This window comes from Eikenella sp. NML070372, from assembly GCF_001648415.1.
GTDB lineage: Bacteria > Pseudomonadota > Gammaproteobacteria > Burkholderiales > Neisseriaceae > Eikenella > Eikenella exigua.
The window spans coordinates 176,070-191,563 of sequence record NZ_LXSN01000005.1 but is presented as its reverse complement, the minus strand read 5'-3'; the positions used below and the strand labels follow the sequence as shown (position 1 = coordinate 191,563).

The 15,494-nt window shown below is 52.6% G+C and carries 14 protein-coding genes and 1 pseudogene; 7 read left to right on the top strand and 8 right to left on the bottom strand.

Annotated features, from left to right (window positions below; genetic code table 11):
* Window positions 1–243: 243 nt before the first annotated feature.
* The 8 genes from A7P97_RS07810 to A7P97_RS07775 all read right to left on the bottom strand — a co-directional run bounded on the left by A7P97_RS07810 (window position 244) and on the right by A7P97_RS07775 (window position 9,316).
* Window positions 244–1,920 (bottom strand): formate--tetrahydrofolate ligase, encoded by a 1,677-nt coding sequence (locus A7P97_RS07810; protein ID WP_067529831.1) that lies wholly within the window; start codon window positions 1,918–1,920, stop codon window positions 244–246.
* Window positions 1,921–2,135: 215 nt separating this feature from the next.
* The gene (locus A7P97_RS07805) at window positions 2,136–2,780 is read right to left on the bottom strand and encodes a MarC family protein (protein ID WP_067524335.1); all 645 of its coding nucleotides are present in this window, start codon (window positions 2,778–2,780) and stop codon (window positions 2,136–2,138) included.
* Between the two features lie 21 nt (window positions 2,781–2,801).
* Window positions 2,802–3,332, bottom strand: a complete 531-nt coding sequence (locus tag A7P97_RS07800) for a cysteine hydrolase family protein (RefSeq protein ID WP_067441202.1) — start codon at window positions 3,330–3,332, stop codon at window positions 2,802–2,804.
* A gap of 271 nt (window positions 3,333–3,603) precedes the next feature.
* Window positions 3,604–4,716, bottom strand: coding sequence for a rod shape-determining protein RodA (rodA, locus tag A7P97_RS07795; protein ID WP_067524331.1), 1,113 nt, complete (start codon window positions 4,714–4,716; stop codon window positions 3,604–3,606).
* A 1-nt stretch (window position 4,717) separates the two neighbouring features.
* Window positions 4,718–6,766: a penicillin-binding protein 2 gene (gene mrdA / locus A7P97_RS07790; RefSeq protein ID WP_067529830.1), complete on the bottom strand. Its 2,049-nt coding sequence runs from the start codon at window positions 6,764–6,766 to the stop codon at window positions 4,718–4,720.
* Window positions 6,763–7,266 carry a rod shape-determining protein MreD gene (gene mreD, locus A7P97_RS07785; RefSeq protein WP_067441206.1) on the bottom strand — a complete coding sequence of 168 codons (504 nt, stop codon included), beginning with the start codon at window positions 7,264–7,266 and terminating at the stop codon, window positions 6,763–6,765. Before mreD ends, mrdA begins: the two co-directional genes overlap by 4 nt.
* Before the next feature lie 2 nt (window positions 7,267–7,268).
* Entirely contained in the window at window positions 7,269–8,156 is an 888-nt protein-coding gene (mreC, locus tag A7P97_RS07780; protein WP_067529829.1) for a rod shape-determining protein MreC, read from the bottom strand.
* A gap of 119 nt (window positions 8,157–8,275) precedes the next feature.
* Complete coding sequence (locus tag A7P97_RS07775; RefSeq protein ID WP_067441210.1) at window positions 8,276–9,316, bottom strand: rod shape-determining protein; 1,041 nt, start codon at window positions 9,314–9,316, stop codon at window positions 8,276–8,278.
* A 212-nt stretch (window positions 9,317–9,528) separates the two neighbouring features.
* Between A7P97_RS07775 and gatC the strand changes: the two genes are divergently transcribed.
* The 7 genes and pseudogenes from gatC to A7P97_RS07745 all read left to right on the top strand — a co-directional run bounded on the left by gatC (window position 9,529) and on the right by A7P97_RS07745 (window position 15,460).
* Complete coding sequence (gene gatC, locus A7P97_RS07770) at window positions 9,529–9,819, top strand: Asp-tRNA(Asn)/Glu-tRNA(Gln) amidotransferase subunit GatC (protein ID WP_067529828.1); 291 nt, start codon at window positions 9,529–9,531, stop codon at window positions 9,817–9,819.
* Between the two features lie 309 nt (window positions 9,820–10,128).
* On the top strand, window positions 10,129–10,635 hold the full coding sequence (locus A7P97_RS07765) for a hypothetical protein (protein ID WP_067529827.1): 507 nt from the start codon (window positions 10,129–10,131) through the stop codon (window positions 10,633–10,635).
* A 67-nt stretch (window positions 10,636–10,702) separates the two neighbouring features.
* Complete coding sequence (locus A7P97_RS07760) at window positions 10,703–11,284, top strand: DUF4303 domain-containing protein (protein WP_067529826.1); 582 nt, start codon at window positions 10,703–10,705, stop codon at window positions 11,282–11,284.
* A gap of 78 nt (window positions 11,285–11,362) precedes the next feature.
* A complete protein-coding gene (gatA, locus tag A7P97_RS07755; RefSeq protein WP_067529825.1) occupies window positions 11,363–12,811 on the top strand; it encodes an Asp-tRNA(Asn)/Glu-tRNA(Gln) amidotransferase subunit GatA in 1,449 nt (482 codons plus the stop codon).
* Between the two features lie 70 nt (window positions 12,812–12,881).
* Window positions 12,882–13,214 (top strand): annotated as a pseudogene (locus A7P97_RS10775) (NERD domain-containing protein); the annotation flags it as partial.
* 228 nt (window positions 13,215–13,442) lie between these two features.
* Entirely contained in the window at window positions 13,443–14,825 is a 1,383-nt protein-coding gene (locus tag A7P97_RS07750) for a DEAD/DEAH box helicase (protein ID WP_231865686.1), read from the top strand.
* A 14-nt stretch (window positions 14,826–14,839) separates the two neighbouring features.
* Window positions 14,840–15,460 (top strand): trimeric intracellular cation channel family protein, encoded by a 621-nt coding sequence (locus A7P97_RS07745; protein WP_067529823.1) that lies wholly within the window; start codon window positions 14,840–14,842, stop codon window positions 15,458–15,460.
* Window positions 15,461–15,494 lie beyond the last annotated feature (34 nt).

Here is a 15,494-nt window from a genome sequence, read left to right as displayed (position 1 = left end):
TGAACCGTAAAACCGACAACAAAACCGTGCCGTAAGGAACAGCGAAGATGCGGACTATACGCCTACCAAAATATTTTGTCAAATACCGGAAAACAAAATATCCACAAACAAAAACTAAATCACTAAGGTGAAATGAAATTTACCCGGCATAAATACAACTGACTACTGGCTGCCTGAAAGATACCTGCACAAAAAATAGCCGAGCAACTGCCAGGCTATTAAATTCTTTCATTATAAAACTATTCAGAATAATCCACTAACTACTCCATCTTCATCCACATCCATTCGTTCTGCAGCCGGCACTTTGGGCAAACCTGGCATCTTCATCATATTGCCACACAGCACCACAACAAACCCTGCTCCGGCAGATAAAGTCAACCCGCGCACGGTGATGCGAAAGCCTTGCGGCGCACCCAATAATTTAGCGTTATCACTGAACGAATATTGCGTTTTTGCCATACAAACCGGCAGTTTGTCCCAACCCAATTCTTCCAGATTAGCAATACCGGCCAGCGCTTCTGCGCTGAAATCCACATCGTCTGCACCATAAATCCGTTGTGCAACTGTTCGGATTTTTTCCGGGATACTTTTCTCTACTTCATAAGAGAAATTAAACTGTGCAGATGATTGATCGACAGCAGCGGCCACTTTGCGCGCCAAATCCTCACCACCGGCACCACCTTTGTTCCACACTTCGGTAAACGATATTTCTGCACCACGTTGTTTGCAAGCTTCGGCCACCAAATCCAACTCGGCCTGTGTATCGGCACTGAATCGGTTGAGCGCTACCACCACCGGCAAGCCAAACACATTTTTCAGATTATCAATATGACGCAACAGATTGGGTAACCCTTTTTCCAATGCGGCCAGATTTTCACCGGACAACTCATCTTTTGGTAAGCCGCCATTATATTTCAATGCCCGCACGGTAGCCACTACCACTGCAGCATCCGGCCGTAAACCAGACAACCGGCACTTGATGTCGCAGAATTTCTCGGCACCCAAATCCGCCCCAAACCCAGCTTCGGTAACAGCATAATCGGCCAGATGACACGCCAAACGCGTAGCGATAACTGAATTGCAACCGTGGGCAATATTAGCGAACGGGCCGCCATGCACAAAAGCGGGCGTACCTTCAATGGTCTGAACAAGATTTGGCTTAATGGCATCTTTTAACAGCACTGTCATTGCACCCTGTGCATTCAAATCGCGTGCATACACCGGGCTACCATCTTTGGTATATGCCACCAATATATTACCCAACCTCTGTTTGAGGTCGGCAATATCTTTGGCCAAACAGAATACCGCCATCACTTCGGAGGCAACAGTTATATCAAAACCATCATCACGCATCACACCATCGGCAATTTTACCTAACCCACCGATAATATTGCGCAAATGGCGATCATTCATATCCACTGCACGCCGCCACAGAATCCGTTTTGTATCGATATTGAGCGCATTACCATGGTAGATATGGTTGTCGATAAGAGCAGCCAAAAGGTTGTTTGCGGCACCAATAGCGTGAAAATCGCCAGTAAAGTGCAGGTTAATATCTTCCATTGGCAGCACTTGGGCATAGCCGCCACCAGCCGCACCGCCTTTGATACCAAACACAGGGCCGAGTGAAGGCTCACGTAGGGCAATGACAGCATTTTTACCGATGCGATTGAGCGCGTCGGCCAAGCCGATGGTTACTGTAGTTTTGCCTTCCCCGGCCGGTGTGGGGCTGATTGCAGTCACCAAAATTAGCTTACCTTGCTTTTCAGGTAGCCTGAATGCATCCACAGGATGGATTTTGGCTTTATATTTACCATAATGCTCCAACTGCTCCGGTTTCAAGCCGAGCTTGGCGGCGATTTCGTCAATATGCCGGATGGAGGCAGCTTGAGCAATTTGAATGTCGGACAATTGGGGCATAACGGTCTCCAAATAAAGAGTTGGAAAAGAAGAGCGTAGCTCTAGGGATTGTACTCTAAATTAGTTGATAAGAAGCGAATATTCATCATTATAGATACAACATATCATGTAATCACTAAAAAATATTGATACAAAATGGCAAAGTGAAAGTTGAGATACAAACAAAAGGGCGGGTACGCCCCCGCCCTTCATCACTTCCTTATTTATACTCAAACTTAACCCGTTATTTTCAAAGCCGGGAATAAGCCTCGCAAACCAGCCAATACAATCTCCACCGCAATTGCTGCCAGCAGCAGGCCAGACACGCGGTTGATGATCTTGATGCCAACACTGCCAAGTATTTTGCTCAGTCTGGCCGAACAGGCCAAAATCAAATAACAGGTTACCCCCACCATAAAACAGGCGGCCAGAAGTTGTAGTGCACCCACCCACGTTTCCACATGACTGCTATAAATGATAATGATAGAAAATCCGCCCGGACCAACGATAATCGGCGTAGCCATCGGCACCACGGCAAAGGTAAATTGTTTCTCCGGCGGCAGGCTTAAATGCTCCTTGTTTAAATTAGGTTTCACCGGATTATCCTCGCCTCCCATCATGTTCATGGCAATCACAAATACTAAAATGCCACCGGCAATTTGGAAGGCCGGAATACCGATGCCTAGAACTTTCAACAACGGCGTACCAATTACCCCGGCCACCACCATACAGACAAAGGCGCTAATCGCTACCAGGCGCGCGGTTTTACGCTGCTCCTTCAAAGTAAAATCCACTGTTTTATCAACAAAATATCCAAGTGCAATCAATGGATTATTTAGAGCAATCAGGCCAGTGAACAAATACAGGATATGAGTAATCATCATTTCTCTCAAAACATCAAATCAGTCAGATAACAGCGCCACGGCTTCATCTACGCTCGGCATAGCTGCGAAGCGCCCACGCATAATATCGAAATTATGATGCTCATACAGCTCTTTAGCCGACCAGCGGCCATTATCCAGTGTGCTGTTGGCACCTTCTGGCAAAATCACTTCAAAGCCCAAATCGCTGGCAGCCCGCACAGTAGTTTCCACACAGTATTCAGTCATCATACCAACCACCACTAAGCGCTCAACTCCGTTGCCACGCAGGTAATCCAGCAAATCCGTACCGCGAAAAGCGCTGCTATACCATTTATCCACTACTTTCTCACCGGCCTGCGGCGCAACAGCGGCAGCAATCTGCCAACCGGGCGAGTTTGGCGCAAAGGGCGAATCCGCCTCGTTATGCCGCACATAGATGACTTCACGCCCATGCGTACGGGCAGCAAGCAACATTCGGCTGATGGCATCCAACATTTCCACCCCGCGATAAGCTCCCATATCCAGCAATGCCTGCTGGGTGTCTATAACCAACAAAACCATTTTCTTCATTATGCTCTTTCCGTGGCTAATACTACCTGAAAATACTCGCCGCAATAAAGCTTAAAATACCCTTTTCTGATCTGAGTAACCAAAAAGAATACCCCCCCAGCATTGGCCGGAGAACTGCCACTATTCTATACAGGCAATGCAACCTTTGCCATTACCAGACACCACACTATGTCAAATGTATTGCAGATTCAACACATATATCATTATTTCTGCCAGCAAACATACAATCCGCAACAAAGGCTACCTGAAATTTCAGGTAGCCTCCACCGCCCTACATCTTGCTCTGCTGATTACTGATGCCCATCAACATAGCAACAATGATCATGATAGAAAGCGTGGCCGTGCCGCCGTAACTCACCAATGGCAGCGGCACACCCACTACCGGCAGGATACCGCTCACCATGCCCATATTCACAAACACATAACAAAACAGCGTCATAGTGAGTGCACCGGCCAAGGTGCGGCTATAGAGCGTAGGGGCTTTGGCAGCAATATAGAGACCACGCCCCAACATGATGGTATACACCGATAGCAGCAGGAGATTGCCAATAAGACCGAACTCTTCACCATACACAGCGAAGATGAAATCCGTGGTGGACTCCGGGATATAGTCAAGATGCGTCTGTGTGCCATTGAGCCAGCCCTTACCCCACACACCGCCGGAGCCGATAGCAGTCATTGACTGCAAAATATGGTAGCCCGCGCCGAGTGGGTCTTTAGTCGGATCGAGCAGGGTCAGCACGCGGGTGCGCTGGTAGTCATGCATACCGTATTGCCACAACAGAGGCAGTGAGGCAAAAAAGCCGACCACGGCCACCGCAATCACCCTCCACGGCAGCCCCGCAAAAAATATCACAAACAGCCCGGACGCCATAATCAACACAGCCGTACCCAAATCAGGCTGCTTCAAAATCAAGAAGCCCGGCGCAACTATCAGCACCAATGCAGCCAAATAATGCTGCCAGCCCAGCTCCGTTTCGTGTTTCTGCAGATACCACGCCACCGTCATTGGCAGCGCAATTTTCATCAACTCTGAGGGTTGCAAACGGATGATGCCCAAATTCAACCATCGTTGCGAACCATTCACAATCACACCGAAAAAGTGCACCCCCACCAACATCAGCAGGCTCACCCCATACAACACAATGGCGAAGTTGCTCAGCACCTGCGGCTGAGTACGGGCAATGCACCACAGCAGCACAAAGCCCACTATCGTGTGCAGGGTTTTGTTTTCCAGCTGGCCGATGTTCTGGCCGTCGGCCGAATACAGCAAAAATAGGCTCATCACATAGATGGCCAGCATGCTGTAAAACAGCCACATGTCCATCGGATCCCAAATTTTCCGCCAGTAGCGGCGGATAGCGTGTTTAGACGGGTGCTGCATATTATCGGGCCTCGGATGCGGCAGCCGGCAAGCTGCCTGAAACCGCCCGATAGGCAGACAGGGTGCGCACCGCTTGGACGTTAATCAGTGGATACTCTACCTGCCTCATCGCACCATCTCTCGGTACAGCAAGCTTGGGCAGCGGCAGGTTTTTACCGTTTTCGCCCTGTAGTTGCATCAGGTAAAAATCGGCCAACTGGCGCGCCACCGGCGCGGCATTCGCACCCCAGCCACCGTTTTCTAGCAGCACAGCGATGGCGATTTTTGGATTCTGTGCCGGCGCAAAGGCAATAAACCAGGCATGGTCACGGTGGCGTTCGGCCAGCGCGGCCGCGTTATACGATGCGCCCTGCCGAATCTGCACCACCTGCGCTGTGCCGGTTTTGCCTCCCATGCTGTATTTCAGCCCCACGCCCATGCGCCAAGCCGTGCCGCCCGGGCGCAACACGCGCTCCATGCTTTGCTTCACAAAAGCGAAATATTCCGGTTTGAACGGTAGGATGGCACTGGGCTGGGTACCGACTAAAATGCGAGTTTGCTTTTGGTGGTCGGTGAGCTCGCGTACCAAGTGCGGGCGATACCTCACGCCGTTGTTGGCCAGCATGGCGGTGGCGTGCGCCATCTGTAGCGGCGTGTAAGCGTTATAGCCCTGCCCGATGCTGATAGTAACCATATCAGCAGCGCGCCACTGGCGGGCAGATTCGTTGCGCGAATTGGCAAAACGGCGCGCCTTCCATTCGGGGTTAGGCAATATTCCTTTGTATTCATTAGGTAAATCAATGCCGGTTGGCTGGCCAAAGCCGAAGTGCGCCAAATAGGGATAAGCTTTTTCTATGCCCATTTCGTAGCCTAGGCGGTAGAAAAAGGTGTCGGATGATACTTGGATGGCCTTACCCAGATTGGCCGAACCGTGCCCGCTGCGCACCGAATCACGGAACTGGTGGCGGCTGCCGGGAATGCTCCACGCGCCGGGCGCAGGCAGCACAGTGTTGGGCGTAATCTGCCCGCTTTGCAACGCAGCCATGCCCATAAACGGCTTAAAGGTGGAGCCGGGCGGATACAGACCTTGGGTAACGCGGTTGATGAGCGGGCGTTGCCAATCGTCGTTCAGGCTTTTCCACGTATCGCTGTCGATGCCGTCAATGAACAGGTTGGCATCGTAAGTCGGCTTCGATACCAAAACCAGCACACCGCCTGTTTGCGGATCGATAGCCACCACTGCGCCGCGCCGGTTGCCCAACAGTTCACTAGCTTTCTGCTGCATACGGATGTCAAGCGACAGGCGCAGGGTCTGCCCGCTCGCGGCTGGTGCGGTTTTCAAGGTACGCACTATATTGCCCTGCGCATCTTTTTCCACTTCCTGATAACCGGGCACGCCGTGCAGCTGCTGCTCGTAATAGTTCTCTAAACCCATTTTGCCGATGTGGGTGGTGCCGCGATAAAGCTCGTAGCGGTCTTCGCTTTCCAACTGGTCACGGTCTTTGTCGCTGATGCGGCCGATGTAGCCGATGATGTGAGTGGTGAGCCCCCCGTAGGGATATTCGCGAAAAGTGCGTGCATTCACTTCCACACCTTTGAAGCGGAACAGCACCGCTGCCAACCGAGCGGCTTCTTCGGTGCTCAGTTTCAATTTCAGGGGGATGCGTTCGTAGGAGCGGGATTCGGCACGGAAACGCTGGAAGCGCTTCACATCGGCCTCGCTAATTTCCACATACGGGCGCAAAACCGGTATCAAATCCTCAACTTTCATCTCCAATTCGTTGGGGATGACTTCCAGTGAATAAGCTGGATAATTGTGAGCCAGTACCACGCCGTTCACATCGGTGATTTCACCGCGAATCGGCGGGGTGGGGATAAGGGAGATACGGTTGGCAACGGCCTTGTCCACAAATTCATCGTACCTGGCTACCTGAAGTCGCACAAACTGCCATGCCAGCACGCTGAAGAATACTAAAATTATAGCAAACGCCACCATCAAGCGCAGCAGATAATCCTTCTGCCGGCTGCGGGACGGCGCTTTAGCGGGCGTGTAATGGCGGCGCGACTTCATTTACGGGAACGGCGGTAGTGGTCGATGGCGAGCATCATGTTATTCAACTGCGGCCACAACAGGCCGGTGAGGAGCGAAGGCAGCCACAACCGCCACAGAGGAAACGGCTGCTGCTGAAACAGGCTGACCAGGAAAACCACCAGCTGGCTAACCAACACTGCACCCGCCACTGCTACGGCCTGCCAGCCGAAGGAATTGAGCACAACCTGCCGCCGGTTGCGTTCAATCAAAAATGCGGCCACACTATAAGCCAAGCCGTGCTGCCCCAGCAGTGAATTGGTGCCGATATCCACTAGCAAGCCAAGGCAGAACGCCACACCGATGCCGATAAGCCGCGGCCGGTGCAGCAGCCAATAAGCCAGCATTATCAATGTGAAATCAGGCAAAGGAAACACCCAGGGCGGGGGCACTGGAACGAAATCGAAGAGCAACGCCAGCAAAAAGCTGAATGCCACCCAGCGTTTGGGTGTGGATTCTTTAAGCGGGGAGATCGGAGACATGCTTATTCCTGCGTATCTTGTTCGGTTAGCGGCTCGGAAGTGGCTTCAGGTAGCCTTGCAGACACTTGCGGCTTCTGCGGAATCACCAGCACATAGCTGCTGCTGCTCAGACTGGCTGACGGCGTCAGCACAGTACGGTAATACGGCGTACCGGAATTGCGGTCAGCATGTGCCACTTTGGCAATCGGAATGCCGGCTGGGTAGATACTGTCAATACCAGAAGTAACCAGCAAATCGCCCTCTTTCAATTCGGCCGACACTGGAAAATAACGCAAATCCAGCGTTTCACCGCGCCCGTACACCAGTGTGCGTACGCCGGTTTCAGCCACCATCGCCGGAATCACCGACTGGCGGTTGTTAATCAGCGCCACTTCCGCTGTGGCCGGCTGTACGGCGGTTACCTGGCCAATTAAGCCTTTCTCGTCACTCACCGGATCACCTACCTGAATCCCGCTGTTACTGCCTTTAGTAATCAACAGACGATCGGCTCGCGGGATACGGCCATTAGATACGATTTCCGCCAGCACTGCCTTGGGCGCAAGCAGCGGCTGCAAACGGTTCAGTGTTTTCAGCTCGCTCAATTCGCGCGCCGTCGGCGCTTGTAGCTGCAACTGCATATTCAGGCGGGCATTTTCTTCTTTCAGGCGTGTGTTTTCGGCGAGTAGCTGCTGTTTGTCGCGCATAAATGCCATGCCGCCACTCACCCATTCTGCCGGCTGGCGTGCCACCCACTGCAAGGGATAAAGCCCGGTCGCTACATAAGATTTAGCCTGCCGCAATGCCGCATAACGGTTGTCCAGTACCATCAATGCCATTGAGACAATCCCCAGCAACACCAGCTTGCTGGTAGAACTGATAATCGGGCTGACAAAATTGATTTCTTGCGACATAAGGGAGAATAACAGGCAGGTTACTTGGAAACTGAAGACACCGCGTAGGCAGGTCTGACACAAAACAAACTAAGTGGCATCCCGCGCCGATTTTGCAGCACATGGGATGCCAGGATAAATCAAGGATTGGGCACAAACACAGAGTTCATCTTGCCGATTAAATCCAGCGCCTTGCCGGAGCCACGCACCACGCAGGTAAGCGGGTCTTCGGCAATGCTCACCGGCAGGCCAGTTTCCTCGGCCAGCAAACGATCCAAACCGTTGAGCAGTGCACCGCCACCGGTGAGCACTAGGCCACGGTCAGCAATATCTGCGCCCAATTCCGGCGGAGTCTGCTCCAATGCGTTTTTCACAGCCTGCACGATTTGGTTTAACGGCTCAGCCAAGGCTTCCAGCACCTCATTGGAACTGATAGTGAAAGCGCGTGGGATACCTTCGGCCAGATTGCGTCCTTTGGCTTCGATTTCGCGCACGGCATTGCCCGGGAAGGCCGTGCCGATGGTTTTTTTGATTTCTTCAGCGGTGGCTTCACCAATCAGCATGCCGTAATTGCGGCGTACATAATTGATAATGGCTTCATCAAACGCATCACCTGCCACACGCACAGAATGGGAATACACCACGCCAGACAAAGAGATGATGCCAACTTCGGTCGTACCACCACCGATGTCCACTACCATGGAGCCAGTCGGTTCTTCAATCGGCAAACCTGCACCGATGGCTGCTGCCATCGGCTCTTCAATCAGATTTACAGAGGCCGCACCAGCCTGTTGCGCCGAATCGTGAATCGCCTTGCGTTCCACCTGGGTTGAGCCGCAGGGCACGCAAATCACGATGCGCGGAGCGGCAGCAAAGCGACTGTTGTTCACCTTGCGGATAAAGTGCTTGAGCATTTTCTCGGTAACATTAAAGTCGGCAATCACCCCATCCTTCATCGGGCGCACCGCCTGAATGCCGCCTGGCGTACGCCCCAGCATACGCTTGGCTTCCGCACCCACCGCCACCGTGGCGTTCTTATTGTTGCTCATGTCGTTGGGGAGAGCCACCACCGAAGGCTCGTCCAAAACGATACCGCGGCCTTTGATGTAAATCAGAGTGTTGGCCGTACCTAAATCGATGGCCAGATCATTAGAGAAATATCGGGTGAGAAAGCGGAACATTGCTTTAAATCCTAGCGTTTGAATACTGATGAATACTTTAAATAAACCAAGCCCATGGAGAGACCGGCGCTGCTTTGCGCAACCTTATTCTTATGCCGTGCCGAGAGGCAGGCTTTTAGGCTATAATTCTAACTTTGCAAGCCAGTCTCAAAAGAAACGCGTAATGATACCTGAGATTGGGCTGTTTGCTAAACATAATTTAAGGAATTTTTATGTCGCTTACACTTTCCGACGTTGAAAAAATCGCCCGCCTCTCGCGTTTGAGCCTGACCGAAGCCGAGAAAGCCACCACCCTCGACGAGCTCAACGGCATTTTCGCCATGGTAGAGCAGATGCAGAGTGTGAATACCGACGGTATCGAACCTATGACCCACCCGCACGAACTCGCCCTGCGCCTGCGTGCCGACCAAATCACCGAAACCGACCACACTGCCGAATACCAAGCCGTTGCCCCCGAAGTGCGCAACCGCCTGTATATCGTGCCGCAAGTAATTGAGGAATAAACTTTCAGGTAGTTTTTCTCAGGCTGAGTCCTTTACAAAACTACCACCAGTAGCATATTTGGAACGTTGTGCCAGATCGCTCACCCACCTAATGGCATGTCTGCGCTCGCTGTGTTGCGACAGCTAAACAAATTCTTTTCCTTTACAAAGCAACGAGTCATAGACAGTACAACGTTAGTACGACAAGGTGAACTAACGCCGCAGTGAGATAAAGAAGGTGCTTAGTGAAATGCCCTAAACTGCATTCTTAATTCGGCAACTCTAGCAAAGGCCTCAAGCTACCTGAAGTACCCCCACGGAGCAAACATCATGAGAAAACTCTTCCTCACCGCCCTCTTGGGCATTCTCGCCGCCACTGCCCACGCCGGAGCCAGCCCGGCCGAACGTGAAGCCAACCCTAAAGCTGCCGCCATGGCGCAAACCAAGCTCGGCGAAGGCGTGCGCCTCTACAACTACCAAAGCGACGGCGACGGCGCCTACACTGCCTATCTTTATCCCGACACCATCCAAGCCCTCGGCGGCGGCTGGTATTCCGTCGTATCCCGCCACCGCTCGCAACGCACTGGCGCTGAGCCCTATATGCTGGTATCCGACTGGGTATTCTGCGGCAGCGGCAAACACCAATCCGTGATGAGCGCACTGGCCCTGTTTAACTCCGACGGCAGCCTAAACGGCTTAAAAGATACCCACCCCTATGCCAAGCCTGCCGAACTGAGCGAAGAAACTATCAATGAACTCAACGCAGTGGGCGGCGAAGACCAGCACACCGCCAAAATGGTGCAAGCCGTATGCGGCCACGTTAGCGCAGCCAAATAAACCTGCCCGCAAGATTTTCAGGTAGCCTCAAAGCAGCAAAGGCTACCTGAAAAACCAAAGGAACCACATGCCATCCGAGCAACAACACCTACACGCTGCCGCCGTTAGCCATATCCGCCAATGTTTCAGCCGCATCAAGCAGCAGGTTGAACAGGTAGGCAAAGAAGTTGCCGCGTATTATTTCTATCTGGTAGACGACTTTTTTGCTGCTGGTAACGCCGCGATTACCCATCAGGATTTAGCTGCCTTTGCTGCCAAGCACAGGAAAGAATACAAAAACTGCACTATTTTGCAGGCGATTTGGGATGGCAGATGCACACTTTATGACGGTGAAACCAAAATTCAGAACGTTTCAAAAAACTGGCTGGAAAACCAAAGCGAGCTCTACCAAGCTGGATACCGCAGCATAGAAAATCTAGATGACGATGACGGCACCTATCAGCAAAAACGTGCCGAATACGAAACTGCCCTGATAGCCGCACTGCAGCAATGCGATCAAGAAGGCCTGTTCGGTAATCGTGCTGAAAACGGCATATTGCTGTTTGCATTTTATATTGATGATTATGATGAAAATGACGAACAATCGCTGCTGTACCGTTCCGCCACACAGCTCAACCAACCGGATACTTACCAAAAATTGATAGGCTGATATTTTCAGACGGCCTCAAAAAGCAGCCTGTACTATTAACCCTTTAAAATTCCACTTATTTTCAACCGAAAGACCCTCATGACCCAATATACCCTCAAACAAGCCAGCCAACTGCTGCAATCCAAACAAATCTCCGCTGTCGAACTGGCAACCGAATACCTCGCCGCCATTGCTGCGCAGAACCCGGCTATCAACGGCTACATTACTCTTGATCAAGACAAAACCCTTGCCGAAGCCCGCGCCGCCGACGCACGTATCGCGCAAGGCAATGCCACCGCGCTCACCGGCGTACCCATTGCCTACAAAGATATTTTCTGTCAAACAGGCTGGCGCAGCGCGTGCGGTTCCAAAATGCTGGACAACTTCGTCTCCCCCTACACAGCCACCGTCGTCCAAAACCTGCTTAACGAAGGCATGGTAACGCTCGGCCGTACCAATATGGACGAGTTTGCCATGGGCTCGACCAATGAAACCTCGTTCTACGGTGCGACCAAAAACCCGTGGAATCCCGAACACGTCCCAGGCGGTTCGTCCGGCGGTTCCGCAGCCGTCGTTGCCGCACGCCTTGCTCCTGCCGCGCTCGGTTCGGACACCGGCGGCTCCATCCGCCAGCCTGCTTCACACTGCGGCATCACCGGCATCAAACCCACCTACGGCACAGTTTCCCGCTTCGGCATGGTTGCCTACGCATCCAGTTTCGACCAAGCCGGTCCGATGGCGCAAACCGCCGAAGACTGCGCGATTTTGCTCAATGCAATGGCGAGCTTCGACGAGCGCGATTCCACCTGCTTGGAACGCAGCAAAGAAGACTACACCCGCGATTTGGACAAACCGCTCAAAGGCATGAAAATCGGTCTGCCTAAAGAATATTTCGGCGAAGGCGCGGATACCGATGTGCAGGCTGCTTTGCAAAACGTCATCGACCTTTTAAAAGCGCAAGGCGCGGAAACCATTGAAGTCTCCCTGCCGCAAACCGCCCTGTCCATCCCCGCTTACTACGTCCTCGCTTCCGCAGAAGCCAGCACCAACCTTTCCCGCTACGACGGCGTACGCTACGGCCATCGTGCTGCAAAATTCAACGACCTTGAAGAAATGTACAGCAACACCCGCGCCGAAGGCTTCGGCGGCGAAGTCAAACGCCGCATCATGATTGGTACTTATGTGTTGTCGCACGGCTACTACGATGCCTATTACCTGAAAGCCCAAAAACTGCGCCGCCTTGTTGCCAACGATTTTCAGACGGCCTTCGCGCAATGTGATTTCATCCTCGCCCCCACTGCGCCCACCGCCGCCCCGAAACTCGGCAGCGACATCCACGATCCCGTGCAGATGTACCTTTCCGACATCTACACCATCGCCGTGAATCTGGCCGGCTTGCCCTCCCTGACCCTGCCCGCAGGTTTCAGCGGCAGCGGACTGCCCATCGGCGTACAATTTATCGGTAACCACTTCTCCGAAGCCAAAATCCTTGGTGCAGCGCATCAAGTACAGTTGGCGAGCGATTGGCACACGAAAGCACCAGCGTGAAAGTTTTCAGGTAGCCTCTGTTTCGAGGCTACCTGAAAAATAAGAATAAAGTTTTTGGAGATTAAGAAATATGGCTCAGTTTGTTCCCAGCCTAAATGAAGCTATACAGCGGATGGATACGGTAGGTGAGCGTAGTGTAGCAAAATTTCTGAATCAGCATTTGCAAGAAGACAGTATTGTTTGGTGCAATATTCCGATTGGGAACAAACGTTTGTATGCAGACTTTCTAATTCTGTTGCCGAAACTGGGATTACTGTGTTTGGAAGTGAAAGATTGGAAGTTAAAATCGCTCAACTATTTTAATCCGCAAAAATGTGAACTGATGGTAGACGGGCACAGCATTGTACAAAAACATCCATTAGAACAGGCACGAGGTTACATACAATACGCTGCCAACCTACTGAAACAAGATAAATATCTGCTACAAAAAAGCGGAGCATATCAAGGAGCCCTGATATTTCCCTATGCACACGGCGTAGTGTTTACCCATCTAGCACATGCTGAAATTAAAAAATTAGATGAAGCAGTCGGCAATGCCGTATTCAAGCAACTATTCCCTATCAAACAGACTTGGTATAAAGAAAGTTTACAAGAAAAATCTTCCGAGCGCGTTTATAGCCGTTTGGAAAAAATGTTTACCCATTCTTTTCCCTGTTCGCTGGATACTGCACAAATAGACCGTATCCGTTATTGCCTATTCCCCGAAATCCGTATCCGTATTCCACGGCAGCAAGAACTGTTCGCGGCCGAGCATGCCGACGGCAAAACGGAAAAGCAGCCTGAGCACCCAGCTGCCGACTCTGTGCCGCACCCCATCGCCGCGCCCGACATCATCAAAATCATGGACATCCAACAGGAACAGCTTGCCCGCAGCATCGGCGGCGGCCACCGCGTCATCCACGGCGTGGCAGGCAGCGGCAAGACCCTGATTTTGCTGATGCGCTGCCAATACCTAGCCGAACAGTCCGACAAACCCGTTTTGGTGCTGTGCTACAACCGCGTATTGGCCGATAAATTACGTACCGCCGTGGCCGACAAAGGCTTGGCGGAAAAAGTGGAGGTGTGCAGCTTCCACCAATGGTGCGGCAAACTGCAAAAAGCATACGGGCTGGACACGCCCGAGCACTACCGCCACCTGCCCGGTTACGAACACGCCCCGCTGACCGTGCTGCAAGCCATGCACGACGGCACACTGCCCGGCGGCCGCTACGGCGCGGTGCTGATTGACGAAGGCCACGATTTCGAGGCCGACTGGCTGCGCCTGAGCGTGCATATGCTTGATGCCGACAACGGCCATTTGCTGCTGCTCTACGACGATGCCCAGGCCATCTACAAAAAAAGCGGTGCAGGATTGGGTTTCACCCTTTCCAGCGTCGGTATCAAAGCCCAAGGCCGCACCACCATCCTGCGCCTGAACTACCGCAACACCAAAGAAATTATCGGCTTCGCCTACCTGTTTGCTCAAAACAAAATGCAGCCGCACGAAAGCGGTGAAGACGGCGTACCATTGGTTGAGCCGGAAGCCGCAGGCGTAAACGGCATTTCACCCTACATCAAAGAGTGTCCTGACTGGCAGGGTGAGCTCGACTATCTTGCCCGCTGCCTCGACAAATGGCTCAAAGACCGTATTCCACCGCAAGATATCGCTATCATTTGCCATAACAAAGAACAATGCAATGACGTTGCCAAATTATTGAAACAAAAAGGTATCCACCATTCCCTGCATTACGGCGGCAGCAAAAAGGCCTACAATCCGCACAACAACACCGTTGCCATCTTTACCATGCACAGCAGCAAAGGCCTCGAATTCCAGCGCGTGATGTTGATGGGCATCTGTACCTTGAAGCATAAAGACGCAAACCAAGAAGCCGACAACACCCGCCTGCTCTACGTTGCCATGACCCGCGCCCAAAGCTACCTGATGATTACCCTTTCCGGCAGCGGCCTCTACCAAAGCCGCCTGCTCGACAGTTATCGGCAGTTCAAGCAGTTAAACGGCAATAATGCAGATTAAGGCTACCTGAAACCATGACCACCACCGACTTCATCCAAATCATCGGCACCGCCGCCTTCGCCGTGTCCGGCTACCTTGTCGGCTACAGCAAGCGGCTTGATGTGCTCGGCGTGGTCATCACCGCCTTGCTCACCGCTGTGGGCGGCGGCATGATGCGCGATGCGCTGGTGGGGCATGTGCCGCAGGTGTTCCGGCACACCGACGCGCTCATTGTGGTATTCACCACCCTCGCTATCGCCTGGCTGCTGCGCGTGCAACGCTACCGCCGCACCCACCTTGCCGCTGCCTTCCTAATTGCCGACGCCATCGGTCTGGCCGCCTTCAGCATCACCGGTGCGCAAATCGGCATCGGCCTGCAATTAAACCTGTTCGGCGTGATCGTGCTCGCCTTTGTAACCGCCGTGGGCGGCGGCATCGCCCGCGATATTTTGGTGAACGACGTGCCCATCGTATTGCGTGCCGACCTCTACGGCAGCGTTGCCATCTTCATCGGCGGGCTGATGTATTTCCTCGCGCGGCTCGGCTGGATAAACGCCTTTATCCTGCATCTGCTGTTTGCCGCCGGCCTGTTTCTGCGGCTGGCCGCCTACCGCTTCCACTGGCAGCTTCCCGGCTTCCAGCCGCGCAGAAAATAGCGGTAAAAGGCCGTCTGAAAGATAGAATCTAGGT

Excerpts from the sequence above, each read along its gene's own strand:
- A7P97_RS07760 (WP_067529826.1), top strand. The coding sequence starts at position 10,703 with ATGCCATCCGAGCAACAACACCTACACGCTGCCGCCGTTAGCCATATC.
- rodA (WP_067524331.1), bottom strand. The coding sequence starts at position 4,716 with ATGCAGCACCCGTCTAAACACGCTATCCGCCGCTACTGGCGGAAAATT.
- A7P97_RS07765 (WP_067529827.1), top strand. The coding sequence starts at position 10,129 with ATGAGAAAACTCTTCCTCACCGCCCTCTTGGGCATTCTCGCCGCCACT.
- gatA (WP_067529825.1), top strand. The coding sequence starts at position 11,363 with ATGACCCAATATACCCTCAAACAAGCCAGCCAACTGCTGCAATCCAAA.
- A7P97_RS07775 (WP_067441210.1), bottom strand. The coding sequence starts at position 9,316 with ATGTTCCGCTTTCTCACCCGATATTTCTCTAATGATCTGGCCATCGAT.
- A7P97_RS07745 (WP_067529823.1), top strand. The coding sequence starts at position 14,840 with ATGACCACCACCGACTTCATCCAAATCATCGGCACCGCCGCCTTCGCC.
- A7P97_RS07810 (WP_067529831.1), bottom strand. The coding sequence starts at position 1,920 with ATGCCCCAATTGTCCGACATTCAAATTGCTCAAGCTGCCTCCATCCGG.
- gatC (WP_067529828.1), top strand. The coding sequence starts at position 9,529 with ATGTCGCTTACACTTTCCGACGTTGAAAAAATCGCCCGCCTCTCGCGT.
- mreD (WP_067441206.1), bottom strand. The coding sequence starts at position 7,266 with ATGTCTCCGATCTCCCCGCTTAAAGAATCCACACCCAAACGCTGGGTG.
- A7P97_RS07800 (WP_067441202.1), bottom strand. The coding sequence starts at position 3,332 with ATGAAGAAAATGGTTTTGTTGGTTATAGACACCCAGCAGGCATTGCTG.
- A7P97_RS07805 (WP_067524335.1), bottom strand. The coding sequence starts at position 2,780 with ATGATTACTCATATCCTGTATTTGTTCACTGGCCTGATTGCTCTAAAT.
- A7P97_RS07750 (WP_231865686.1), top strand. The coding sequence starts at position 13,443 with ATGTTTACCCATTCTTTTCCCTGTTCGCTGGATACTGCACAAATAGAC.
- mreC (WP_067529829.1), bottom strand. The coding sequence starts at position 8,156 with ATGTCGCAAGAAATCAATTTTGTCAGCCCGATTATCAGTTCTACCAGC.
- mrdA (WP_067529830.1), bottom strand. The coding sequence starts at position 6,766 with ATGAAGTCGCGCCGCCATTACACGCCCGCTAAAGCGCCGTCCCGCAGC.